This window comes from Pseudomonas sp. VEM90 (genome assembly GCF_054611535.1).
On sequence record NZ_JBTRAR010000024.1, the window covers coordinates 35,494 to 60,856 of the forward strand.

A 25,363-nucleotide genomic window follows, 5' to 3' on the forward strand; every position below is an offset into this window, starting at 1 on the left:
TGCGCCAAGGCTAGCAACGCAGATGACACGGTCATGGCCACACGTTGCAACAAATGAAGAAGCAAGCTTGCTCGCGATGCACCGCCCGCGCGGCGCTCGATGTCCGCCCCATGAAAGCGTCAAGACAGACACGCTGCAAAACCGCTGCAGATCACTGGAAAATACGCCAAGGTCAGTTACCATGCCTGTTTCAATCCTGAAACAAAGGCCGCCCCGTGTTTCCTGGCACGCCCCCGTACCCGCGCCTGCTGTTATTGACCGCCCTGCTCGGCGGTCAGGCCGTGGCCGACGACTTGTTCATCGACAACACCGATCTGCCGCAGATTCTGACCGCCACACGCCTGAAACAATCCCCCGCCGCTGTACCGGGCAGCATGACCGTACTCGACAGCGAACTGATTCGCGCCAGCGGTGCCCGTGATATCCCCGAACTGCTGCGCCTGGTACCCGGCATGATGATCGGCTACGGTGCCGGTAATCAACCCACGGTCAACTACCACGGCAGCAACGTCAACGACGCGCGGCGCATGCAGGTACTGATCGATGGCCGCTCGGTGTACCGCGCAGGCCTGGCCACGGTGGACTGGAGCGACATCCCCTTGGCCATGGAGGATATCGAGCGCATCGAGGTATTCCGCGGCCCGAACACCGTCAGCTATGGCGCCAACGCGCTGATGGCGGTGGTCAACATCCTCACCCGCCACCCCGCCGACAGCCATGGTACGCGGCTGAAAGTGACGCGCGGCCAGGACGGCATCAACGACTTTTATGCCAGCCACGGCTTCGGCTGGGACGGCGGCGACATGCGCCTGTCGCTGTCGGGCCAACAGGACGACGGCTTCGATGAGAACCAGTTCGGCCAGGACTACCGCGACAGCCGCCGCCTTACCCGCTTCAACCTCAGCGCCAACCACAACCTGGCGGTCGACCAGACCCTGGAGTGGCAACTGGCGGCCAAGGAAGGCAGCAATCAACGGCCCTACACCTACCAGCCGGTGTTCCAGAAGTACGAGTCCGGGAACAATGCCGACGTCAACGCCAAGGACTATGCGGGCTCGTTGCGCTGGACCAAAGACTTCAGCGCTGAGCACAGCCTTTATATCCAGGGCTCAGCCCAGCATTTTGATCGCCAGCAAGTGTGGCGTGCCTGTGATGCCTTGCAGTCGTTCAGCCCCGAACTGACCCAGCTCTGGCAGATGAACCCCGATTTCGCCGAAAGAGTGGCGCGAGGTATTGCGACTGGCGCCCCCCTTTCCACTGACGACCCGGCCCTGAAAGGGCTTCTGCAGAAAGTGCAGCAACAATGGGAGATGGGTGGAAGGGAGCAGGTCTGCGGCGATGTCGACCAGAGCACCCGTGAAACCCGCTATGACCTGGAAATCCAGGACACCCTGAGCCTGACCGACAGCCTGCGCCTGCTCAGTGGCATGAACTACCGCTATGACCTCGCCGACTCGCAGACCTACTTCAACGGCAGCCTCGACGACCAGACCTGGCGCCTGTTCGGCCAGCTGGAATGGCGGGCCGACGAGCACTGGATACTGCAAGGTGGGGCCATGTTCGAAGACTCACGCCTGTCTGGCAGTTCGCTGACCCCGCGCGTCGCGGTCAACTACCTGATCACCCCGCGCCACGGCCTGCGTGCGGTGTACTCCGAAGCGGTGCGCTCGCCCGACATGTTCGAGAACAACGTCAACTGGAGTTACACGGTCAAGAACCTGACCCCCAATGCATTCGGGCTGCAAAACGGTGAGTACTTCGTCAAGACCCGTGGCCCTGGTGACCTTGAACAGGAGCGCATGCGCTCGCGCGAGCTAGGCTACAACGGCTACTTCAGCGACATCGACCTGAGCCTGGATGTGAAGCTGTTCTACGACGAGATCACCGGCATGATCAGCGAGCCTCTGAGGAACAATCAGTACATCGCCAGCAACGCCAACAAGGCCCGTTTCAGCGGCAGCGAGGCGCAAATGGACTGGCGCCCTACCCTGCGCGACCGCCTGCGCCTGACCTATGCCTACGTCGATGCCTGGGCCAGCAACCCCGACGACCGCCGCCTCAGCGCCCGCAACAGCGGCTCGGCAGGGTGGATGCGCGAATGGGGGGCCGGCTGGTCGAGCGCACTGTTCTATTACGGCGACGATGCCCTCAACCAGTATCGCTACGAGCGTCTGGACCTGCGCCTGGCCAAGCGTTTTCGGGTGTATGGCAGCAACCTGGAGCTGGCAGCGCTGTGGCAGCAGCGCCTGGATGATGAACCCACCTCGGCCCTGCAGAACCGCTACGACAGCCGTCACCGCCTGAGCGTGAGCGCGGAGCTGGAGTTCTGATGGCCCTGCTGCTGCGCCTGTTGCTGCTGTGCCTGTGGCCGTTGGGGCCTTTGTCCGCCAGCGAAATCATGCTGGTGGGGGCCGAGGACCAGCCCGGTATACGCAACTTCATCGCCGCACTGGAAAGCCGCCGACCGCACGATCATGTGCAGTTTCGCACCACCGCCAACCTGCCACGCCCAGGCAAGCTCAAAGCCGACCAACGCCTGATCCTGCTCGACAGCGCAGCACTGGAATGGCGCCTGGGGGAAACCGCCGGCCCGCCGGCACTGGTCATGCGGGTCAGCCGGGTACAGGCTGAACAGCGCCTGGGAAAGTCGCGCCCCGCGTTCCTCACACTCTTGTGGAGCGACGCACCGTTGGGACGGCAACTGCGCCTGGCACGCTACTTGTTGCCGCAGGCCAGGCGCATTGGCGTGCTGTACGGCGAGCACAGTCGCTTCTTGCTGGACGAACTGCGCAATGCCGCACGGCCGCTAGGCCTGGAAATCGTTGCTCAGGACTGGTCCGACCCGCGTGACAACCGGCCCCTGCAGCACCTGCTGGGCAACAGCGATGTGCTACTGGGCCTGGACGACCCTGACTTGTACAACTCCAAGACTGCAAAGAACCTGCTGTTGAGCAGTTATGGCCGGCAGATGGCGCTGATCGGCCCGAACGCCGGCTTCGTTCGCGCTGGCGCCCTGGCCAGCACCTACAGCGACCAGGACGACTGGCTGTGGGTGCTCGACCAGTTGCTCGACCAGCCGCCGACGCGCTGGCCGCGCAGCCTGTACCCAGTGCGCTACGGGGTCAGTGGCAACCAGCAGGTGGCCCGTGCCCTGGGTCTTGAACCGATCGATCAGAACGCCGCCGTCAAGGCCCTGGCCGAGGGAGAACCCACCCCATGAGCAAACGCTTGAGCTGGGACATTCATACCCGCACGCAGATCATCAGCCTCGGCCCCGCCCTGCTACTGACCTTGATCTTGATCAGCTTCTTTACCTTCGTGCGCATCCAGGACCTGCGCCAGGAACTCAACCACACCGGGCAACTGATCGCCAACCAGTTGGCACCGGCGTCGGAGTACGGGGTGATTTCGGGCAACAACGAAGTGCTCGAAGGGCTGATGCGCGCCACCCTCAGCATCCCGCACGTGCGCTTTCTGGAAGTGCAGGACAGCCGCAACCACATCCTGGTGTACGTCGAGCAGTCCGACGAAAGCGCCAACCGCGCGCAACAGGTCGAAGTGTTCCAGGCGCCGATTCGCCTGCAACAAATCCGCCTGGACAACGACTTCCTGCAACAGGGCAAAACCACCACCCCGGCCATCGGTGACGACTACCTGGGCCGGGTGATCGTCGGCATGTCCGATGACGCCTTCAGCCAGCGCCAGCAGGAAATCGTGATCAAGGCCGGGATCCTGGCGCTGTTCGCCCTGCTGTTCACCTTTTTGCTGGCTCGCCGCCTGGCCCTGAGCCTGGCCAAGCCGATCAGTGACATGGGGCATGCGGTCAAGGCTATTCAGCAAGGCGAGTACAACACCCCCCTGCCGGTAGTCGACGACAGCGAGCTGGGCCACCTGGCCCGCCACATCAACAACCTGGCCAGCGCCCTGGAACAGGCCAGTGATGAACAGAAGCAGGCCATTGCCGAACTCATCCAGGCCCGCGAGGAGGCCGAACAGGCCAACCGCGCCAAATCGGATTTCCTGGCGATGATGAGCCATGAGTTGCGCACCCCGATGAATGGCGTGCTGGGCATGCTGCAACTGTTGGAAACTACACCGCTGAGCAGTGAACAGGCCGATTACACGGCAGTGGCCAGCGAGTCCACCGGGCATTTGCTTAAGGTCATCAACGACATCCTCGATTTTTCGCGCATCGAACGCGCCGCGTTGCAACTGGAGCACATCGACTTCAACCTCGGCGAGCTGATTACCAGCAGTGTCCAGTCGTTCCAGCACAGCGCCCAGCAACGCGGCCTGGGCCTGCACCTGCAACTGCCGGCCGGTATCGAGAAGTTGCAGGTGAACGGCGACCCCACACGCATCCGCCAGATCCTGCTGAACCTGGTGGGCAACGCCCTGAAGTTCACCGAACGTGGCCAAGTACAAGTCGACGCACGCTGGCAGGTGCTCGACCGACAGCTGATCTGGCTGACCTGCAGCGTGCGTGACACCGGCATCGGCATCGACAGCGACCGCCTGGAAATGATGTTCGTCGCCTTCCAGCAGGCCGACAGCTCGATTTCCCGTCGTTACGGCGGCACCGGGCTGGGGCTTTCGATCGCTCGTACCTTGGCCGAGCGCATGGGCGGCAAGCTACGCGGTGAAAGCCGTGAGGGCCAGGGTTCGACATTTACCCTGGAGATGCCGCTGGCCCTCGCCAACCCTGCCCCCATCCCGCTGACGCCGCCAACGACTGCACAAACGACGGTGCCGGACAATGATCAGGTACTGCTGGTGGAGGACAATCCGGTCAACCGAAGTGTCGTAGAAGCCATGCTGCGCAGCCTGGGGCTGGCAGTATGCACGGCAGAAGATGGCCTCGAAGCCGTCGAACTGGTCGGCCGCCAGCGCTTTGCTGCCGTGCTGATGGATTGCCGCCTGCCGCACCTGGACGGCTATGAAGCCACCCGACGCATCCGCCAGTTGCCCAACGGCGCTGGGCTACCGATCATCGCCCTGACTGCCAACGCCTTGCAGGGGGACCGTGAACGTTGCATGGCCGCCGGTATGGACGATTACCTCAGCAAACCCTTGCGCCGCACCGAGTTGCAGCAGGTGCTGCAGCGCTGGTTACCCGGTCAGACAACCGCGACTGGCGATAAATGCTAAAGTGCGGCAGTCTTAAACACTGGACAGGACCTTCATCGGACCTGAAAATAGACGTTTCAGTGCACACCTGTACTTCTTTCACCAGGTGCGCTGTGACTTTCACCACAACGCAATAGTCTACCTGTAGGCTGCCGCCTCGAAGCGCTTGGTTTTCGGGCCGGCCGGGAAGATTCATCCCCTGCCGCAGGGGGTTATTGAGGAGCTCGCATGACCAAACAACACGCCTTTACTCGGGAAGACCTGCTGCGCTGCAGTCGCGGTGAGCTGTTCGGCCCAGGTAATGCGCAACTGCCCGCGCCGAACATGCTGATGGTCGATCGCATCACCCATATCAGCGAAGAAGGCGGCAAGTACGGCAAAGGTGAGTTGGTCGCCGAGCTGGATATCAACCCGGACCTGTGGTTCTTCGCCTGCCATTTCGAAGGCGATCCGGTAATGCCGGGCTGCCTGGGCCTCGACGCCATGTGGCAGCTGGTTGGCTTCTTCCTCGGCTGGCAGGGCCTGCCGGGCCGTGGCCGCGCCCTGGGTTCGGGCGAGGTGAAATTCTTTGGCCAGGTACTGCCTGAAGCCAAGAAAGTCACGTACAACATTCACATCAAGCGCGTCCTGAAGGGCAAGCTGAACATGGCCATCGCCGATGGCTCGGTCAGCGTCGACGGCCGCGAGATCTACACTGCCGAAGGCCTGCGGGTCGGCGTGTTCACCTCCACTGACAATTTCTAAGGGTTATTCGCATGCGCCGCGTCGTTATCACTGGTCTGGGCATCGTATCGTGCCTGGGCAATGACAAAGCTACCGTCACCGAAAACCTGCGCAACAGCCGTCCGGGTATCCGTTTCAACCCGGAATACAAGGAAATGGGGCTGCGTAGCCAGGTTTCCGGGTCCATCGACCTCAACCTCGAAGAACTGATCGACCGCAAGGTTTACCGCTTCGTCGGCCACGCGGCTGCCTACGCCTACCTGGCCATGCAGGACGCGATCAAGGACTCCGGCCTGACCGAAGAGCAGGTTTCCAACCCGCGCACCGGCCTGGTGGCTGGCTCCGGCGGCGCCTCGACCCTGAACCAGATGGAAGCGCTGGACACCCTGCGTGAGAAGGGCGTCAAGCGCGTCGGCCCATACCGTGTAACCCGTACCATGGGCAGCACCGTGTCGGCATGCCTGGCCACCCCGTTCAAGATCAAGGGCATCAACTACTCGATCTCGTCGGCCTGCGCCACCTCGGCTCACTGCATCGGTACCGCACTGGAGCAGATCCAGTGGGGCAAGCAGGACATCGTCTTCGCCGGTGGTGGTGAAGAAGAGCACTGGAGCCAGTCGTTCCTGTTCGATGCCATGGGCGCCCTGTCGACCAAGCGCAACGAAACCCCGGAACTGGCCTCGCGCGCCTACGACGCTGACCGTGATGGCTTCGTCATCGCTGGCGGTGGCGGCATGGTCGTGGTCGAGGAACTGGAACACGCCCTGGCACGTGGCGCCAAGATCTACGCCGAAATCGTTGGCTACGGTGCTACTTCCGACGGCTACGACATGGTTGCTCCGAGCGGCGAAGGCGCCATCCGCTGCATGCAGCAGGCGCTGTCCACCGTCGACACCCCGATCGACTACCTGAACACCCACGGTACCTCGACCCCGGTCGGTGACGTGGCCGAGATCAAGGGCGTGCGTGCCGTGTTCGGCGACAAGGCACCGAAGATCAGCTCTACCAAGAGCCTGTCGGGTCACTCGCTGGGCGCCGCCGGCGTGCACGAGGCGATCTACTGCCTGCTGATGATGGAAAACAACTTCATCGCCGGCTCTGCCAACATCGACGAGCTGGACCCGGAGGTCGCCGACTTGCCAGTCCTGCGTAAAACCGAAGAAAACGCCAAGATCGATACGGTCATGAGCAACAGCTTCGGCTTCGGCGGCACCAACGCCACCCTGGTACTCAAGCGCTGGGAAGGCAAGTAAGACGCTGCTGCTGTAAATGAAAACGCCCCGACTGGTTCGGGGCGTTTTTGTTTGGGTTGCCTGTGCTGGCCTCTTCGCGGGTAAACCCGCTCCTACACAGGTCATTTACAGTGCTTATGGCCATTGCAGGCTAATGGCGCGCCTTGGGTAACACCGCCAGAAAGTTCTCCCGGGCCACCTTGTGCGCCACCGCCTCCGGCAAGGCATCCAGAAACGGCTTGAACCCGTGCATCTGTTCCCCCAGGCTGCCAAACCGCCCCACCACATCCGACCCCATCATGAAGCGCTCCGGGTACTTCTCGACCAGCGCCAGCCATTCCTTGCGCGGCACGCCGTGCTTATCCAGCAAATACGGCTGCAGCACACTCCACGACAGATCGACATACAGGTTCGGGTAGTCCTCCAGCAATCGCGTCAGTACCGGCAGTAGAAAGTCCATCTGCGTCTGGTGGCGGTGTATCTCCATGCTGCTGCCGGCATGCGCCCAGATGAATCGCGTATGCGGGTGATTGCGCAGCGGCTCTTCGATCTCCGCCAGGTACAGCGGGTTGCGCTCGCGCTTGGAGGTGATGTTGGAATGCAGGAGCACCGGTAGATCGCGCTCGGCCGCCAGATGATAGATGCGCGTCATGGCCTCGTTGTTGGCGCGCGGCGTGTCCCCACTGGTCAGCGCTGTCAGATCATCGTGACGAGTAAACACCTCGCCGATGCCCTGCCAAAGGCCCGGGTACAAATCGAGCATGCGCTCGATATGGCTGACCGCATTCTTGTCCACCGGGTTGAAACCGCTGAGGAATGGGTGGAAGCGCTTGCGCTGCTCACTCGGCAATTGCTGCAGCGCCGCCGCCACGTAAGTATCGGTGGCGCTGTACCAGTAGGCATCAGCGTCATCACCGGCGTAGTAGCGCGGGCGCTTGGGTTCGTCTTCGTGCCATTTCTTGGCCACCGGTATACCTGAAATCATCGACTGCTCAACCCCTGCGGCATCCATGGCCTTGATCAGCGCCGGCATGCCTTCACTTTCCTGGAAGAAGTCCACGTAGTGCAGGTGGGCATCACTGTAGCGGTAGTCGCGCGCCTGTGCCGCCTGGCTTAGACAGGCAGACAACATCACGCAGGCCAGCGCTCTGGCAATCATGGGCAGGTTCCTTATCCGAGTATGAAAACAGTAGACCGGCCGGCCAACGCGACGGTTCAGCCACAGCAGGCAAACCGTTATGCTTGAAGCACTGTCACCTCGCCTGGAGCCGTCCCATGAGCAGCCCCCTGGTCATTCACCCCCGTGCCGAATCGGTCGAGGGCCAGCCGATCCTGCGCCCGCTGCCGTCAGCCCAGTGCCGCAGCGTCGGCCCGTTCGTGTTTTTCGACCACATGCTCGAAACGGACTATGCCCCGGGGCATGGCATGGACATCCGCCAACATCCGCATATCGGCTTGTCGACCCTGACCTACCTGTTCGAAGGCGCAATCCTGCACAAGGACAGCCTTGGCTCGGCGCAGCGAGTGCTGCCAGGTGATGTCAGCTGGATGACTGCGGGCAGCGGCGTCGCGCATGTCGAGCGCACCCCCGAGGATGCCCTGGCCCATGGCTCGCGCCTGCATGGGCTGCAGGTATGGCTGGCATCGCCGCGCGAGTTTGAGCAAGGCCAGGCAAGCTACAGCCATCACCCCGCCGCGAGCTTGCCCGTCAGTGACAGCTTGGGTGTACGTATCTGCATGATTGCTGGCAGCGGGTTCTGCCTGGTGTCGCCGGTGCCGGTGCTGTCCCCTACCCTTTATGCGCATGTACGGATGCAACCGGCGACCACCTTGCTGGTACCGAATGAGCATGTGCAGCGGGCGCTGTACCTGCTCGATGGTGAGTTGACGATGAACGATGAAGACGTGGAACCGTGCAGCCTGGTAGTACTGCCGGAGGGGGAAGAGGTGACGTTGTATGCGGAGGGTGAATGCCAATTGGTACTGATTGGCGGTGCACCGCTGGATGGGCCGCGTCGGATGAACTGGAATTTCGTGGCCAGCGACCCGGAGCTGATCGAGCGGGCCCGGGCCAGGTGGGCCGCGGGGGATTGGCCGGTGGTGCCGGGGGAACATTCCAGGATCGAGTTACCTCGGTGATCGGGGGTGGACACAGGTCGACGGCTGGGCGCAGCCCGTCGTGTAGGAGCGGGTTTACCCGCGAAGAGGCCGGACCTGCCGGCCAATTTCCACCCGCCGTTCACCGTTGATGCCGCTACCGTATTCGCGGGTAAACCCGCTCCTACACCTGATCAGGGGTGAACGCACATTGGTGATTGGGCGCAGGCCGTCCTGTAGGAGCGGGTTCACCCGCGAAAGGGCCGGCCCTGCTGGCCAATCTCCACCCGCTGTTCACCGTTGCCGCCGCCACCGTATTCGCGGGTAAACCCGCTCCTACACCTGATCGGGGGTGAACGCACATTGGTAATTGGGCGCAGGCCGTCGCGTAGGAGCGGGTTTACCCGCGAAGGGCTGCAAAGCAGCCCCCTGCAATCTCAGCGCTGGAACACTTCACTCAGCAGATTATGCATCGAACGGAACGCTCGCTCGGAAGTGCGCCGGTCGTACTGCATCTTGCCCGGCACGTTGGCATTCGGGTCGGTAAACGAGTGCACCGCACCGCCATAACTGAGCAACTGCCAGTCCACCTTGGCCGCGTTCATCTCGTCCTCGAATGCCGGCAGTTGTTCTCTAGGCACCAATGGGTCGGAGGCACCATGCAACACCAGCACCGAACCCTTGATGCGCTTGGCATCTTCAGGGTTCGGCGTGTCCAGAGTACCGTGGAACGACACTGCCGCGCGCAGGTCGGCGCCGCTACGGGCCAGCTCCAGGGCGCAGCAGCCACCGAAGCAGAAGCCGAAGGCAGCCACCTTGCCAGGCTCCAGCAGCGCCTTCGACTGGCCCAACAATTGCGCCAAGGCTTCCTGCATGCGTTTGCGCAGTTCGTCACGGTCATTCTTCAGCGGCATCATCGCCACGCCTGCCTCATCGGCATTGGACGGGCGCACCGATTGCCCGTAGAGGTCGGCAATCAACACCACATAGCCCTTCTCGGCGACTTCCTTGGCGATACGCTCGGCACCTTCGCCAATGCCCATCCAGTTCGGCGCCATCACCAGGCCCGGACGGCCCAGCGCCCCCGGCTCATAGACCAAACGGCTTTCATAGGCCTTGCCGGACAGGTGATAAACCAGCGACTCGACGATAACTTTGCTCATCTAGCACTCCTTTGGCACTTTTCACAAAAAGGCAGCCATGAAAAAAGCCCGCCGAAGCGGGCTTTCCTATGATCAACTCAAGCAGACAGCTCGACCAGTAGCTTGTTCAGGCGACGAACGTACGCCGCCGGGTCCTTCAAGCTGTCACCGGCCGCCAGGGCCGCCTGATCGAACAGGATGTGCGACAGCTCGGCGAAACGGTCTTCGCTCTGCTCGTGGTCCAACTTCTCGATCAGCGGGTGGCTCGGGTTGAACTCGAAGATCGGCTTGGACTCCGGCACTTTCTGCCCGCTGGCTTCCAGAATCTGGCGCATCTGCAGGCCCAGGTCCTGCTCGCCGATGGCCAGGATCGCCGGCGAGTCGGTCAGGCGGTGCGATACGCGCACTTCGGCCACGGTGTCACCCAGCGCACCTTTCAGTCGCTCGACCAAACCTTCCTTGTCCTTGGCGACTTCTTCCTGGGCTTTCTTGTCTTCTTCCGAATCCAGCTTGCCCAGGTCCAGGTCGCCACGGGCGATATCGACAAAGGCCTTGCCGTCGAATTCGTTGAGGTAGCTCATCAGCCACTCGTCGATGCGGTCAGTCAGCAGCAGCACTTCGATGCCTTTCTTGCGGAAGACTTCCAGGTGCGGGCTGTTCTTGACCTGCGCGTACGACTCGCCGGTGAGGTAATAGATCTTGTCCTGACCTTCCTTGGCACGGGCCAGGTAGTCGGCCAGGGCGACGCTCTGCTCGCCGCTGTCGTCCTGGGTGGACGCAAAGCGCAGCAGGCCGGCGATTTTCTCCTTGTTGGCGAAGTCTTCGGCCGGGCCCTCTTTCAGCACCTGACCGAAGTTTTTCCAGAAGCCCTTGTACTGCTCGGGTTCGTTCTTCGCCAGCTTCTCCAGCATGTCCAGCACGCGCTTGGTCAGCGCGGTTTTCATCGAATCGATGATCGGGTCTTTCTGCAGGATTTCACGCGACACGTTCAGCGACAGGTCGTTGGAATCGACCACACCCTTGATGAAGCGCAGGTACAGCGGCAGGAACGACTCGGCCTGGTCCATGATGAACACACGCTGCACGTACAGCTTCAGGCCGCGCGGCGCTTCGCGCTGGTACAGGTCGAACGGCGCACGGGCCGGCACGTACAGCAGCGAGTTGTATTCGAGCTTGCCTTCGACCTTGTTGTGGCTCCAGGCCAGCGGGTTTTCGAAGTCATGGCCAATGTGCTTGTAGAACTCCTGGTATTCCTCGTCCTTCACCTCGGTGCGCGAACGGGTCCACAGGGCGCTGGCGCGGTTGACGGTTTCCCACTCTTCGGCCGGCTGTTCTTCACCTTCGGCGGCGGCCTGCTCTTTTGGCAGTTGAATCGGCAGGGCAATGTGATCGGAGTACTTCTTGACCACGTTGCGCAGGCGCCAGCCATCGGCGAACTCCTGTTCGTCCTTCTTCAGGTGCAGGACGATACGGGTACCACGCTGTGGTTTGTCGATGGTGGCGACTTCGAATTCGCCCTCGCCTTTCGACGACCAGTGCACACCTTCCGCCGCTGGCTGACCAGCACGGCGGCTGTACACATCGACCTTGTCGGCAACGATGAACGCGGAGTAGAAGCCCACGCCGAACTGACCGATCAGGTGCGAGTCCTTCTTCTGGTCACCGGTGAGGTTCTTCATGAAGTCGGCAGTGCCGGACTTGGCGATGGTGCCCAGGTGGGTAATGACGTCTTCGCGGCTCATGCCGATGCCGTTGTCCTCGAGGGTCACGGTACCAGCGTCCTTGTCGAAGCTCAGGCGAATCTTCAGGTCAGTATCGCCCTCGAACAGCTCTGGCTTGGCCAACGCTTCGAAACGCAGCTTGTCGGCGGCGTCGGAAGCATTGGAAATCAGCTCCCGCAGGAAGATTTCCTTGTTCGAGTACAGCGAGTGAATCATGAGGTGCAGCAGTTGCTTCACCTCGGTCTGGAAGCCCAGCGTTTCCTTTTGTGTTTCCACAGTCATGGTCTTCGAAACTCCGATCTGATGGCGATGGCGCCTGGCGGCCGATTCGGCCAGCGTTAACGGCGGATGTCATGCAGATGGGGGCTGCCCGGATGATTTCAAGGGCTTTTCCGGTTCGATCTTGAAATGCGCACGGGCCGTGGCAATCGGCGACTGCCTGTCGCCCTGCCACGCGGTGATGGCCACGTTGGTCACCCGCCGGCCCTGGCGCCACAGCTGGCACTGGGCGTAGGTATCGCGAAAATGCCCGGCGCGCAGGTAGTCGACAGAAAAGTCGATGATTTTCGGAATGCTTGCGCTCTCGCTGTAGATCAGCAGGTACAGCGCTGCCGACAGCTCCATGAAGCCGGCGATCACGCCGCCATGAATGGCCGGTAACAGCGGGTTGCCGATATTGTCAGGGCTGGCCGGCAGGCGGAACAACAAGTCATCGCCCTGACGCTCGCATTCGATGCCGATCAGCCCGGCATAGGGAATCAGCGCCAGCAATGGTCGATAGTCGCCCACCGCATGGGCGGCGTTGAGCTGCTGGCGCACCGCGCGCGGAATCATGCCTTGCCCTCCTTCAGACTGTCGCCGAAACGGATGCCGCCCTTGATGTCCTGGCCCAGGCGCATGAACGTGCCCACCACCTGGCAGATGGGCTGGTCGGGGTCGTCCTGGTAGGCGGTGCCACGGGTGAAGATCACGTCGCGGGTAACACGGTAGCACTGGGCGTGACCGTAGATGTCCTTGCCGGCCTCAGCAGGGTGCATGTAGTCGATGCGCAGGTCCAACGTCGGGCACACTTCGAAGCGCGGCAACACACACAACGTGGCCATGCCACAGGTGGTGTCCATCAGCGTGGTCAGCGCCCCGCCGTGCACAGCACCAGTTTGCGGGTTGCCGACAATGGCCGGCGACCACGGCAGGACCAGGGTCATGCCATCGCCATCAGCCTGCGCCACCCGCATCTGCAACAACTGACAATGTTTTAAAGCCGAGAGAAAGCGCTCGGCCATTGCCATCAAGGTTGAATCGCTCATTGGCTGTTCCCATTGGCCGCAGGGCGGCTTCATGAATTCGTTGAAAAGTCTATATAGAATGAGGCGTTATATATCTGTAATCTTCGTTGAACTTATTCCGCGTAGTGGCACTCGAAGGAACAAGTCACTTATTCCACCAAGGAGATACACCCCCATGCGTAAACCTTTTGCTTTTGCTCTGATGCTGGCCGCTGCCATGGGCCTGGCTGCTTGCGATAAAGCGAGCGAAGACAAAGCCCAGGACGCACAGCAACACGCCGAGCAAGCCCAGGAAAAAATGGGTGAAGCTCAGGATAAGATGAACGAAGCAGCCGAGGAAAACGCTGAAGCTGCCAAAGATCAGGCCGAAGCCGAGCAGAAGGCTGCCGAAGAAGCCGCTCCGGCTACTCCGGCGCCAGAAGCGGCTCCAGCTACTCCGGCAGAACCCGCCAAGCAATAATTGGCTGAAACAAAAAAACCCGACGACGTCGGGTTTTTTTGTGCCTGCAAAGTTTCGATTAATCGTTTCAGTTAGAGGCTGCGGAGCTTTCCTTGGCAGGCTCCGACAATACACTTTCGGTCGGTGTGAACACCATCACATCGAGTACATCCGAATGGAACTCTCGACGGTACAGAATCAGCACTACTCCCACACTCATCGCCATGAACAACCATGGGCTGATGAACCAGCTCAACATGGCCATTCCGAAGTAATAAGAACGCAGCCCAAGGTTGAACTGGTTAGCCGCCAACGACAATACCCGCGCCGCCCGTGAAGCGAACGCCTTGCGCTCCAGCTCGTTGACCAGCCGTTCGCCGATCATCGGCGCCGAGCCCACCAGCACGGCGGCAAAGTTGTATTGGCGCATGCACCAGCTGAACGTGAAGAAGGCATAGACAAATACCATGGCCAGGCACAGCAGCTTGATCTCCGACATGCCCTGGGATGTCTGCTGAACCAGCGGCAGGTCGGCCAGCAACGACAGTGCCCGGTCGGAGGCACCGAGCACGGTGAGGATGCCAGCCAGAATGATCAGGGTGCTGGAGGCAAAGAACGAGGCGTTGCGCTCCAGGTTACCGATCACGCTGGCATCGGCGATGCGGTTGTCGCGCAGCAACATACGGCGCATCCAGTCTTCACGGTACAGGTGCAGCACACTGGCCAGGCACGCGGTGTCGCGCCCCTTCCAGATCGCATAGCGGGTATAGCCACCCCAGCAAAGGGCGAACCAGGCGATGGCCAGCAGGTTGTTGAGGTTGCTTTGGATGAAGTTCATGCAGGGTTCCCGAAAGGGCCATGTGCCTAAAGGATAGGGACCGGATTTCGACGCTGGCAAGCGGCAAAAGGCACACCTGCACAGTGAAAAATGCCTGACCTGCTGCGAAGAGACCGCAACAGGCAACCAACGAAAAGCCCCGCATCCTTTCGGATACGGGGCTCTCTTGTTTTCACCCTTGGCGCGCACCCTACGGCTTGTGGCCGGTGCCGCCCTCAGGCTTCGACTTGTACGGTCAGGCCAACGCCTCGCGCGGCTTGCCGAGCATGCGGTCGCAGGCCACGGCACCCACCAGGGTCACCACCGACGGTACCAGCCAAGCCATACCGGCATCACTCAATGGCAGGTGCGCCATGAAGTCTGGCAACATGTGGGCAAGGCTGCTGCCCTTGATCGCATCGACCATGCCGAACAGCAGCGAGACCAGCATCACGGGTGCCAGGATGCGCGTTGGCGAGTTCCACAGGTCTTTGACGAAGCTCAGACCGACCACCACGATGCACGGCGGATAGATGGCGGTGAGCACCGGGATCGAGAACATGATCAACTTGGTCAGGCCAAGGTTGGAGATCAGCAGCGAGAAGCCGGCGAGGATCACCACCAGCGCGCGGTACGACAGCGGCAGGATCTGGCTGAAGTACTCGGCACAGGCACAGGTCAGACCAACCGCAGTCACCAGGCAGGCCAGCGCGATCAGCACGGCCAGGAAGCCGCTGCCCAGCGAACCGAAGGTGTGCTGTACGTAGGCATGCAGCACCGCCGCACCGTTGGTGGCGTCAGCGGCAATGTCGTGGCTGGTGGCACCCAGGCGGAACAGGCTGATGTAGACCAGGGCCAGCCCGACACCGGCGATCAGGCCGGCGATGATGGCGTAGCGGGTGATCAGCCTCGGCGACTCGACACCGCGCGAACGAATGGCATTGACAATGACGATACCGAACACCAGGGCACCCAGGGTATCCATGGTCAGGTAGCCATCGGAGAAGCCTTTGGAGAACGCAGCGGCGGCATAGGCAGGCTGTGCTTCACCAATGGTACCGGCGGGCAACGCGAAGGCAGCGATACCCAGCACCGCCAGGGCAATGATCTTCAACGGCGCCAGGAAGCGGCCCACGGTGTCGAGCAACTTGCCAGGGTACATGGACACGGCCAGCACGACGATGAAGTACACCAGGCTGTAGATGAACAGCGCCAGCGGGCTTTCACCGGTCAGCGGTGCAACGCCTACTTCGAACGACACGGTCGCCGTACGCGGGGTGGCGAACAGCGGGCCGACCGACAGGTAGCACACAGCCGCCAGCAGGCCGCCGAAGAACTTGCCGATCGGGCTGCTCAGTGCATCCATGCCACCACCGACCTTGGCCAAGGCGACAACGGTGATGACCGGCAGGCCCACGGCGGTGACCAGGAAGCCCAAGGCCGCCATCCAGACGTGCGGGCCAGACTGCAGACCGACGATAGGCGGGAAGATGATATTGCCTGCACCCACGAAAAGCGCAAACGTCATAAAGCCAAGCGCCAGGATATCCTGGCCTTTGAGAACTTTCATTTAAGGTAGTACCACACTGCTGAAATCGGGATTCGAGAGGGGATTTCCCTTTGGGTAAGGGGAAATGCTGCCCGGCTTGATAGGCCAGACCCGTTTAGCGTGTCGTTCCCTTTTGGGGTACGGGCACAGAGTGAACGCGTAATGTAACTGGTTTGTCAGTCAAACGCACTGGCACAGTGCTGCTTGTCCGATGTGCGTACATGTTTGTCGTCTGTGTGACCGAGGACGGCTGGAATTATCCTCGGATTGAAACATTCGTCTGCGTGAAAATTCCTATTAAACCTATCGAAGAATCTCTATTGCCAGAACCGGCCTCTTCGCGGGTAAACCCGCTCCTACGAACCCCACATACGACAAAGGCCACCCGAAGGTGGCCTCTGTGCGCGTGGGGGGTGTAGCAGTATTACTTCTTGGCTTCCCAGCCAGTCAGCTCGGCCAGGGCCTTGCCAATGTCAGCCAGGGAACGCACGGTCTTCACACCCGCGTCCTGCAGGGCGGCGAATTTCTCGTCCGCAGTGCCCTTGCCGCCGGAGATGATGGCGCCAGCGTGGCCCATGCGTTTGCCCGCAGGTGCAGTAACACCGGCGATGTAGGATACGACAGGCTTGGTGACGTGGGCCTTGATGTAGGCCGCAGCTTCTTCTTCAGCCGAACCGCCGATCTCACCGATCATGACAATCGCTTCGGTCTTCGGGTCTTCCTGGAACAGCTTCAGGATATCGATGAAGTTGGAGCCCGGGATCGGGTCACCGCCGATGCCGACACAGGTCGACTGGCCGAAGCCGGCGTCGGTGGTCTGCTTCACAGCTTCATAGGTCAGGGTGCCGGAACGCGAAACGATACCGACCTTGCCTGGCAGGTGGATGTGGCCTGGCATGATGCCGATCTTGCACTCGCCCGGGGTGATGACACCTGGGCAGTTAGGGCCGATCAGGGTAACGCCCAGCTCGTCGCACTTGACCTTGGCATCCAGCATGTCCAGGGTAGGAATGCCTTCGGTGATGCAGACGATCAGCTTGATGCCGCCGAAGGCCGCTTCCAGGATCGAGTCTTTGCAGAACGGAGCCGGTACATAGATGACCGAAGCGTCAGCGCCGGTCGCTTCCACGGCTTCCTTGACGGTGTTGAACACCGGCAGGCCCAGGTGGGTGGTGCCACCCTTGCCTGGGGTTACGCCGCCGACCATCTTGGTGCCGTAGGCAATGGCCTGTTCGGAGTGGAAAGTACCCTGCGAGCCGGTGAAGCCCTGGCAGATGACTTTGGTGTCTTTATTGATCAGGACGCTCATTACTTGCCCTCCGCAGCTTTGACAACTTGTTGAGCAGCGTCGGTCAGGCTGGTTGCCGCAATGATGTTCAAACCGCTTTCTGCCAGTACTTTAGCGCCCAGTTCGGCGTTGTTGCCTTCGAGGCGAACGACGACCGGAACTTTGACGCCGACTTCTTTCACTGCACCAATGATGCCTTCGGCAATCATGTCGCAGCGAACGATGCCGCCGAAGATGTTGACCAGAACGGCCGCGACATTGCTGTCGGACAGAATGATCTTGAACGCTTCGGTTACGCGCTCTTTGGTAGCACCACCGCCAACGTCAAGGAAGTTGGCCGGCTTGCCGCCGTGCAGGTTGACGATGTCCATGGTACCCATGGCCAGGCCGGCACCGTTGACCATGCAGCCGATGTTGCCTTCAAGGGCAACGTAGTTCAGTTCGAACTTGGCAGCGTGGGCTTCACGGGCATCGTCCTGCGACGGGTCGTGGAAGGTTTTCAGCTTCGGCTGACGGTACATGGCGTTGGCGTCGATGTTGATCTTGGCATCGAGGCAGTGCAGGTCGCCATCGGCCTTGATCACCAGCGGGTTCACTTCCAGCAGCGCCAGGTCGTGATCCTTGAACAGCTTGGCCAAGCCAACGAAGATCTTGGCGAACTGTTGAACTTGCTTGCCTTCCAGGCCCAGCTGGAATGCCAGCTCGCGACCCTGGAACGGCTGAGCGCCGACCAGTGGGTCGATGGTGGCCTTGAGGATTTTCTCAGGCGTTTCGTGAGCGACTTTCTCGATGTCCACGCCACCTTCGGTGGAAGCCATGAACACGATACGGCGGCTCGAACGATCGACTACAGCGCCCAGGTACAGCTCTTTGGCGATGTCAGTGCAGGATTCGACCAGAATCTTGGAGACGGGTTGACCGTTGGCATCGGTCTGGTAGGTAACCAGATTCTTGCCCAACCACTGTGCAGCAAACGCCTTGGCGTCTTCCTTGCTGCGAACCAGCTTTACGCCGCCCGCTTTACCGCGACCACCCGCGTGAACCTGGGCTTTTACAACCCACTCGTTCCCGCCGATCTTGTCGCAGGCTTCTGCAGCTTGCTCAGGGGTGTCGACTGCGAAACCCTTGGAAACTGGCAGGCCGTATTCAGCGAACAGCTGCTTACCCTGATACTCGTGAAGATTCATGCTTTTTACCGTCTTCGTTAGGTACTGCGCTTCGGCGCTGCGCCATCAGTGGCGCCGCACCACCTGTGACCGTTGACCCCGGGTTATCCCATGTGATCCGGTCCGGCGGACTTTCCGCGGTGAGTCATGCACGCAAGACTCACGACGGGCAGCCCGCCGTGGTTTCTTATAATTAACGCTTCTTACGGTTGGCCACGTGAATGGCGCCGCCATTCACCGCCAGCGCTGCTTCATGCAACGCTTCGGACAGGGTTGGATGGCTAAAGACCATCATGCCCAGATCCTCGGCACTGGTGCCGAATTCCATTGCGATTGCGCCCTGCTGCACCAGTTCGGCAGCCGATGGGCCAATCACGTGAACACCCAGAACGCGGTCGGTCTTGGCATCGGCGATGACCTTGACGAAACCGCCGGTGTCGTTGGCTGCCATCGCACGGCCGCTGGCCGCGAACGGGAAGGTGCCCACGTTAACCTCAACGCCCTCGGCCTTCAAGGCCTGTTCGGTCTTGCCGACCCACGCGATTTCCGGGTGGGTGTAGATGACCGAGGGGATCAGGTCGTAGTTCATCTGGGCCTTGTGGCCCTTGATGCGCTCGACGACCATGATGCCCTCTTCCGAAGCCTTGTGGGCCAGCATCATGCCGCGTACCACGTCACCGATGGCGTACACGCCCGGAACGCTGGTGGCGCAGTAATCGTCGACGAAGATGTAACCACGCTCGTCGATGGTCACGCCGCTGTCGGAAGCCAGCAGATCGGTGGTCACCGGGCGACGGCCGACTGCGACAATCAGCTTGTCGAAGGTGATCTTCTGCTCGCCTTCGGCGTTGGTGTAGGTCACTTCGACTTCATTGCCGTTGACTTTCGAGCCGGTGACACGAGCGCCCAGCTTGATGTCCAGGCCTTGCTTGGTCAGGGTCTTCTGGGCTTCTTTCGACACGGCGGTGTCGGCAGCCATCAGGAAGGTGTCCAGGGCTTCCAGCACGGTGACTTCAGCACCCAGGCGAGCCCATACCGAGCCCAGTTCCAGGCCGATCACGCCTGCACCGATAACGCCCAGGCGCTTCGGTACGGCCTGGAATTCCAGGGCGCCGGTGGAGTCGACGATGACGTTCTGGTCGACCGGAGCCGGCGGAATGTCGATCGGGCGCGAGCCGGAAGCCAGGATCACGTTCTCGGCTTCGATGATTTCGGTGGTGCCGTCAGCCTTGGTGACTTCGACCTTCTTGCCAGCCAGCAGCTTGCCGTGGCCCTGGATCGAAGTAACGCCGTTGGCCTTGAACAGGGTGGCAACGCCACCGGTCAGGTTCTTGACGATGCCAGCCTTGCGGCCAACCATCGCGGCGACGTCCATCTTCACTTCGCCAGTGGAGATACCGTGGACGTTGAAGCTCTCTTTGGCTTCCTTGTACTTCCAGGAGCTGTCCAGCAGCGCCTTGGAAGGAATGCAACCTACGTTCAGGCAGGTGCCGCCCAGGGCCAGCTTGCCCTCGGCGTCGGTGTACTTCTCGATACAGGCAGTCTTCAGACCAAGTTGGGCAGCCTTGATGGCAGCTACATAGCCGCCAGGACCTGCACCAATCACCACTACGTCGAATTTCTGGGTCATAAAAGATTCCTTTTTAGCTTCAAGCGGCAAGCTGCAAGCCGCAAGACCAGCAGGCTTCAGCTTGAAGCTTGCGGCTTGCAGCTTACAGCTGCGCGATTAGATGTCCAGCAGCAGGCGGGACGGATCTTCCAGCAGGTTCTTGATAGTGACCAGGAAGGTTACCGCTTCCTTGCCGTCGATCAGGCGGTGATCGTACGACAGCGCCAGGTACATCATCGGGCGAATCACGACCTGGCCGTTGATGGCCATCGGGCGCTGGATGATGTTGTGCATGCCGAGAATGGCGGCCTGCGGCGGGTTGACGATCGGGGTCGACATCATCGAACCGAAGGTACCACCGTTGGTGATGGTGAAGGTGCCACCGGTCATTTCTTCGATGGCCAGTTTGCCGTCACGGGCCTTCTTGCCGAAGGTAGCGATGCCGTTCTCGATTTCAGCCAGGCTCATCGACTCGGCGTTACGCAGCACCGGCACCACCAGGCCACGGTCGCTGGACACGGCAACACCGACGTCGGCGAAACCGTGGTAGACGATGTCGTTGCCGTCGATCGAGGCGTTCACGGCCGGGAAGCGCTTCAGCGCTTCGGTAGCAGCCTTGACGAAGAACGACATGAAGCCCAGGCGCACGCCATTGTGGGTCTTCTCGAACAGGTCCTTGTACTTCGAGCGCAGGGCCATGACTTCGGTCATGTCCACTTCGTTGAAGGTGGTCAGCATCGCCATGTTCGACTGGGCTTCGACCAGACGCTCGGCGATCTTGGCACGCAGGCGGGTCATCGGCACGCGCTTCTCGGTGCGGTCGCCAGCGGCGACGACAACCGGGGCAGCGGCGGCGGCAGCAGGCTTGGCAGCCGGGGCAGCGGCAGGTGCCGACTTCTTGTTGGCAACAGCAGCAACCACGTCTTCCTTGGTGACGCGACCGCCTTTACCGGTACCTGCCACGGTAGCCAGGTCGATGCCGTTTTCTTCAGCCAGCTTGCGCGCGGCCGGGGCAGCGATCGGGTCATCTTCGCCGGCGTCAGCGGCAGCAGCGGCCGGAGCAGCAGCAGGAGCGGCTGCCGCGGCTGGTGCTGCGGCAGCACCGCCTTCAACGATCGAACCCAGCAGTTCGTCGGACAGGACGGTGTCGCCCTCGCCCTTGACGATATCGCCCAGCACGCCATCGGCAGTAGCCAGTACTTCCAGGACAACCTTGTCAGTCTCGATGTCGACGATCAGCTCGTCACGCTTGACGGCTTCGCCCGGCTTCTTGTGCCAGGTGGCAACGGTGCCGTCGGCAACCGATTCCGGGAAGGTTGGGGCTTTGATCTCGATAGCCATTATCTGTGTTTCCTTAAATTCGGTTTCAGGTGCGCGAAGGCGTTAGACAGTGAAGGCGTCTTGCAGCAGTTTTTCCTGCTGTTCGACGTGCTTCGAAGCGTAACCACAGGCTGGCGCGGCAGAAGCGTCGCGACCGGCGTATTCCAGGGTCAGTGCCTTGTTGTGGCGGCCCAGGATACGGCGCATGTGGTGCTGGCTGCTGTACCAGGCGCCCTGGTTCATCGGCTCTTCCTGACACCAGACCGCATGCTTGAGGTTGGTGTAAGGCGCGAGGATTTCGACCAGATCGTCCTCAGGGAACGGATACAGCTGCTCGATACGCAGGATGGCAATGTCTTCGCGGCCTTCGGCACGGCGCTTTTCCAGCAGGTCGTAGTAGACCTTGCCGCTGCACAGCACCAGACGCTCGACCTTGGCCGGATCGATTGCGTCGATTTCCGGGATCACAGTCTGGAACGAGCCTTCTGCCAGGTCTTCCAGAGTCGAGATGGCCAGTTTGTGGCGCAGCAGCGACTTCGGCGTCAGGACTACCAGCGGCTTGCGCAGCGGGCGGATCACCTGGCGACGCAGCAGGTGGTAAATCTGTGCTGGCGTAGTCGGTACGCAGACCTGGATGTTGTGCTCGGCGCACAGCTGAAGGTAACGCTCCAGACGCGCGGAGGAGTGCTCCGGCCCCTGCCCTTCATAGCCGTGTGGCAGCAGCATGGTCAGACCGCACAGGCGACCCCACTTGTGCTCACCGCTGGTGATGAACTGGTCGATCACCACTTGCGCACCGTTGGCGAAGTCGCCGAACTGGGCTTCCCAGATCACCAGCGCGTTCGGCATGGTGGTGGAGTAGCCGTATTCGAAGGCCAGTACCGCCTCCTCGGACAGGAACGAATCGTACAGGTCGAAACGTGGCTGGCCCGGGAACAGGTTCTGCAACGGAATGTAGGTGCTGGCGTCCTTCTGGTTGTGCAGCACCGCGTGACGGTGCGAGAAGGTGCCACGGCCGATGTCCTGGCCGGTCATGCGGATCGGGTGACCTTCGAACTGCAGGGTGGCGTAAGCCATGGTCTCTGCATAACCCCAGTTGATCGGCAAGCCACCGGCCTGCATCTTCTGACGGTCTTCGTAGATCTTCGACACCTGACGCTGGACCACGAAACCTTCCGGCAGCTCGAGCAGCTTGGCCGACAGATCCTGCAGGGTCTTGAGGTCGAAACGGGTGTCGTGACGCGCGGTCCAGGCATGGCCCAGGTACGGACGCCAGTCGACGAACAGCTCGCGATTCGGCTCCTTGACCAGGCTCTTCACCACGTGCAGGCCATTGTCCAGCGCGTTGCGGTACTCGTCGATTTTGGCCTGAGCGCGCTCGGCGTCGATGCGACCGGCCTGGATCAGTTGCTCGGCATACAGCTCACGGGTAGTGCGCTGCTTGCTGATTTGCTGGTACATCAGCGGCTGGGTGCCGTTAGGCTCGTCAGCCTCGTTGTGGCCACGGCGACGGTAGCAGACCAGGTCGATGACCACGTCACGCTTGAACTGCATGCGGTAGTCGATGGCCAACTGGGTGACGAACAGCACGGCTTCCGGGTCATCGCCGTTCACGTGCAGGATCGGTGCCTGGATCATCTTGGCAACGTCGGTCGCGTACTCGGTGGAGCGCGCATCCAGGGGGTTGCTGATGGTGAAACCAACCTGGTTGTTGATCACGATGTGCACGGTACCGCCGGTCTTGAAACCGCGGGTCTGCGACATCTGGAAGGTTTCCATGACCACACCCTGGCCAGCGAACGCAGCGTCGCCGTGGATCGAGATCGGCAGCACCTTGTCGCCAACGGTGTCGTTGCGGCGGTCCTGACGGGCGCGCACCGAACCCTCGACCACCGGCGAAACGATTTCCAGGTGGGACGGGTTGAACGCCATGGCCAGGTGCACTTCGCCACCCGGGGTCATCACGTTCGAGGAGAAGCCCTGGTGATACTTCACGTCACCGGAGCCCAGCTCGTTCATCTTCTTGCCTTCGAACTCGTCGAACAGCTCGCGCGGGTTCTTGCCGAAGGTGTTCACCAGCACGTTCAGGCGGCCACGGTGGGCCATGCCGATCACGACCTCCTTGGCGCCGTAAGAGCCGGAACGCTGGATCATTTCATCCAGCATCGGAATCAGGCTCTCGCCGCCTTCAAGGCCGAAACGCTTGGTGCCCGGGTACTTGGTGCCCAGGTACTTTTCCAGGCCCTCACCGGCGGTCACGCGCTCAAGCAGGTGGGCCTGCACGTCAGCGGAAAACTCCGGACGGCCGCGCACGCTTTCAAGACGCTGCTGGAACCAGCTGCGCTGCTCGGAATCGACGATGTGGGTGAATTCGGCGCCAATGGTGCGACAATATGTCTTCTGGAGTGCATCGAAGATGTCGCGTAGGCTCGCCTCCTCTTTGCCGATGAACAGGTCGCCGGCACGGAAGGTCGTATCAAGATCGGCATTGGTCAAGCCGTAGTGATTGATCGACAGGTCTACTGGCGCAGGGCGCTGCCACAACCCCAACGGGTCGAGCTTGGCAGCCTGATGGCCGCGCATACGATAGGCCTGGATCAGTCGCAGAACTTCAACCTGCTTCTTCTCGTGTTCACTGCTCACGCTCCCGGCGGAAACCGGTTGGGCGCGGCGCTGGTTCTTTGCCAGCAGTACGAAATGGTCGCGGATTGTCGAGTGCGATACATCAGTAGCGGTGCTGCCGTCGGCTGGCAACTTCTGGAAGTAAGTGCGCCACTCTTCTGGCACAGCGTTAGGGTCGTGCAGGTAGAGCTCGTAGAGCTCTTCCACATATGCAGCGTTACCACCTGAAAGGTGGGCGCTATCCCACATGCGCTGCATCACGCTTTCTTGCATGCTTGGTCACCCTCGATTAGGGGACTGATCGGCGAGAGCCACAGCAAACCTGGAAAAGTCCGAAAACAGCGACTGAACCACGCCACCTGGATCCTGCTGATTTTCCGGGTACCAGCCCGGAAAGCCCCTGCTGGTCTCATATCTTCATAGGTAATGAACGCGGGCTTTGTGGGCCCTTGTTCGGGTTTTACCTCAGTGCGGGCTCACCACCCGCACCTCGGCTTATTGCAGGTACAACACTTTGTATCAGGTGCCGCTTTGCAGCAGCATGTTACGTACGTGACCGATTGCCTTGGTCGGGTTGAGACCTTTCGGGCAAACGTTTACGCAGTTCATGATCCCGCGGCAGCGGAATACGCTGAACGGGTCATCCAGGGACGCCAGGCGCTCCTGAGTCTTGGTATCGCGGCTGTCGGCAAGGAAGCGGTAAGCTTGCAGCAGTGCTGCCGGGCCCAGGAACTTGTCCGGGTTCCACCAGAACGACGGGCAGGAAGTCGAGCAGCAAGCGCACAGGATGCACTCGTACAGGCCGTCCAGCTTGTCACGGTCTTCCGGCGACTGCAGGCGCTCGATGGCCGGTGCCGGAGTGTCGTTCTGCAGGAACGGCTTCACCTTCTCGTACTGCTTGTAGAAGATGCTCATATCGACCACCAGGTCACGAATGACTGGCAGGCCTGGCAGCGGACGCAGAACCAGCTTGCCGCCCTTCACCACCGCCGACAGCGGGGTGATGCAGGCCAGGCCGTTCTTGCCGTTCATGTTCATGCCATCGGAACCGCAGACGCCTTCACGGCAGGAGCGACGATACGAGAAACCCTCGTCCTTTTCCTTGATCAGTGCCAATACATCCAGCACCATCAGGTCCTTGCCGCCGGTATCGACGTCGAACGACTCCATTTTCGGCGCAGAGTCGGTGTCCGGGTTGTAACGATAAACTTCGACTTTCAACATA

General features: G+C 61.1%; 20 protein-coding genes. 7 read left to right on the forward strand and 13 right to left on the reverse strand.

Annotated elements, in window-relative coordinates; genetic code table 11:
* The first annotated feature begins 215 nt into the window (after positions 1–215).
* From ACYCCG_RS20910 to fabB, 5 genes are all read left to right on the forward strand, one after another.
* Positions 216–2,330 carry a TonB-dependent receptor plug domain-containing protein gene (locus ACYCCG_RS20910; protein ID WP_339443281.1) on the forward strand — a complete coding sequence of 705 codons (2,115 nt, stop codon included), beginning with the start codon at positions 216–218 and terminating at the stop codon, positions 2,328–2,330.
* Entirely contained in the window at positions 2,330–3,220 is an 891-nt protein-coding gene (locus ACYCCG_RS20915) for an ABC transporter substrate-binding protein (RefSeq protein WP_339534177.1), read from the forward strand. Before ACYCCG_RS20910 ends, ACYCCG_RS20915 begins: the two co-directional genes overlap by 1 nt.
* Positions 3,217–5,148 (forward strand): ATP-binding protein, encoded by a 1,932-nt coding sequence (locus ACYCCG_RS20920; protein ID WP_209967199.1) that lies wholly within the window; start codon positions 3,217–3,219, stop codon positions 5,146–5,148. The genes ACYCCG_RS20915 and ACYCCG_RS20920 overlap by 4 nt, the downstream gene beginning before the upstream one ends.
* Positions 5,149–5,355: 207 nt before the next feature.
* On the forward strand, positions 5,356–5,871 hold the full coding sequence (fabA, locus tag ACYCCG_RS20925) for a 3-hydroxyacyl-[acyl-carrier-protein] dehydratase FabA (RefSeq protein ID WP_003251509.1): 516 nt from the start codon (positions 5,356–5,358) through the stop codon (positions 5,869–5,871).
* An 11-nt stretch (positions 5,872–5,882) separates the two neighbouring features.
* Positions 5,883–7,103: a beta-ketoacyl-ACP synthase I gene (fabB, locus tag ACYCCG_RS20930; RefSeq protein ID WP_176682179.1), complete on the forward strand. Its 1,221-nt coding sequence runs from the start codon at positions 5,883–5,885 to the stop codon at positions 7,101–7,103.
* 130 nt (positions 7,104–7,233) lie between these two features.
* On the opposite strand, the gene ACYCCG_RS20935 is transcribed toward fabB, so the two are convergent.
* On the reverse strand, positions 7,234–8,241 hold the full coding sequence (locus ACYCCG_RS20935; RefSeq protein WP_209967202.1) for an amidohydrolase family protein: 1,008 nt from the start codon (positions 8,239–8,241) through the stop codon (positions 7,234–7,236).
* 116 nt (positions 8,242–8,357) lie between these two features.
* Here ACYCCG_RS20935 and ACYCCG_RS20940 point away from each other — a divergent pair, with 116 nt between their 5' ends.
* Positions 8,358–9,221: a pirin family protein gene (locus ACYCCG_RS20940; RefSeq protein ID WP_459671621.1), complete on the forward strand. Its 864-nt coding sequence runs from the start codon at positions 8,358–8,360 to the stop codon at positions 9,219–9,221.
* 395 nt (positions 9,222–9,616) lie between these two features.
* Here ACYCCG_RS20940 and ACYCCG_RS20945 read toward each other — a convergent pair whose 3' ends face one another.
* From ACYCCG_RS20945 to ACYCCG_RS20960, 4 genes are all read right to left on the reverse strand, one after another.
* Positions 9,617–10,342: a dienelactone hydrolase family protein gene (locus ACYCCG_RS20945; protein WP_209967206.1), complete on the reverse strand. Its 726-nt coding sequence runs from the start codon at positions 10,340–10,342 to the stop codon at positions 9,617–9,619.
* Between the two features lie 77 nt (positions 10,343–10,419).
* Complete coding sequence (htpG, locus tag ACYCCG_RS20950) at positions 10,420–12,324, reverse strand: molecular chaperone HtpG (protein WP_176682175.1); 1,905 nt, start codon at positions 12,322–12,324, stop codon at positions 10,420–10,422.
* Positions 12,325–12,393: 69 nt separating this feature from the next.
* The gene (locus ACYCCG_RS20955) at positions 12,394–12,876 is read right to left on the reverse strand and encodes a PaaI family thioesterase (protein WP_176682174.1); all 483 of its coding nucleotides are present in this window, start codon (positions 12,874–12,876) and stop codon (positions 12,394–12,396) included.
* Positions 12,873–13,349 carry a PaaI family thioesterase gene (locus ACYCCG_RS20960; protein WP_010954945.1) on the reverse strand — a complete coding sequence of 159 codons (477 nt, stop codon included), beginning with the start codon at positions 13,347–13,349 and terminating at the stop codon, positions 12,873–12,875. The genes ACYCCG_RS20955 and ACYCCG_RS20960 overlap by 4 nt, the downstream gene beginning before the upstream one ends.
* 154 nt (positions 13,350–13,503) lie before the next feature.
* On the opposite strand from ACYCCG_RS20960, the gene ACYCCG_RS20965 reads away from it, so the two are divergent.
* The gene (locus tag ACYCCG_RS20965) at positions 13,504–13,788 is read left to right on the forward strand and encodes a hypothetical protein (protein WP_176682489.1); all 285 of its coding nucleotides are present in this window, start codon (positions 13,504–13,506) and stop codon (positions 13,786–13,788) included.
* A gap of 67 nt (positions 13,789–13,855) precedes the next feature.
* Here ACYCCG_RS20965 and ACYCCG_RS20970 read toward each other — a convergent pair whose 3' ends face one another.
* The 8 genes from ACYCCG_RS20970 to ACYCCG_RS21005 form a co-directional block, all read right to left on the reverse strand.
* Entirely contained in the window at positions 13,856–14,605 is a 750-nt protein-coding gene (locus tag ACYCCG_RS20970; protein ID WP_209967208.1) for a DUF599 domain-containing protein, read from the reverse strand.
* A 235-nt stretch (positions 14,606–14,840) separates the two neighbouring features.
* Complete coding sequence (gene brnQ, locus ACYCCG_RS20975) at positions 14,841–16,154, reverse strand: branched-chain amino acid transport system II carrier protein (protein ID WP_176682172.1); 1,314 nt, start codon at positions 16,152–16,154, stop codon at positions 14,841–14,843.
* A 403-nt stretch (positions 16,155–16,557) separates the two neighbouring features.
* Positions 16,558–17,442 (reverse strand): succinate--CoA ligase subunit alpha, encoded by an 885-nt coding sequence (sucD, locus tag ACYCCG_RS20980; RefSeq protein WP_003254203.1) that lies wholly within the window; start codon positions 17,440–17,442, stop codon positions 16,558–16,560.
* On the reverse strand, positions 17,442–18,608 hold the full coding sequence (gene sucC, locus ACYCCG_RS20985) for an ADP-forming succinate--CoA ligase subunit beta (protein ID WP_003254205.1): 1,167 nt from the start codon (positions 18,606–18,608) through the stop codon (positions 17,442–17,444). The genes sucD and sucC overlap by 1 nt, the downstream gene beginning before the upstream one ends.
* A 172-nt stretch (positions 18,609–18,780) precedes the next feature.
* Entirely contained in the window at positions 18,781–20,217 is a 1,437-nt protein-coding gene (lpdA, locus tag ACYCCG_RS20990) for a dihydrolipoyl dehydrogenase (RefSeq protein ID WP_021784850.1), read from the reverse strand.
* Between the two features lie 96 nt (positions 20,218–20,313).
* Positions 20,314–21,537 (reverse strand): 2-oxoglutarate dehydrogenase complex dihydrolipoyllysine-residue succinyltransferase, encoded by a 1,224-nt coding sequence (gene odhB, locus ACYCCG_RS20995; RefSeq protein ID WP_021784849.1) that lies wholly within the window; start codon positions 21,535–21,537, stop codon positions 20,314–20,316.
* Between the two features lie 42 nt (positions 21,538–21,579).
* Positions 21,580–24,411 carry a 2-oxoglutarate dehydrogenase E1 component gene (locus ACYCCG_RS21000; protein WP_021784848.1) on the reverse strand — a complete coding sequence of 944 codons (2,832 nt, stop codon included), beginning with the start codon at positions 24,409–24,411 and terminating at the stop codon, positions 21,580–21,582.
* 246 nt (positions 24,412–24,657) lie between these two features.
* On the reverse strand, positions 24,658–25,362 hold the full coding sequence (locus tag ACYCCG_RS21005) for a succinate dehydrogenase iron-sulfur subunit (protein WP_003254212.1): 705 nt from the start codon (positions 25,360–25,362) through the stop codon (positions 24,658–24,660).
* Position 25,363 lies beyond the last annotated feature (1 nt).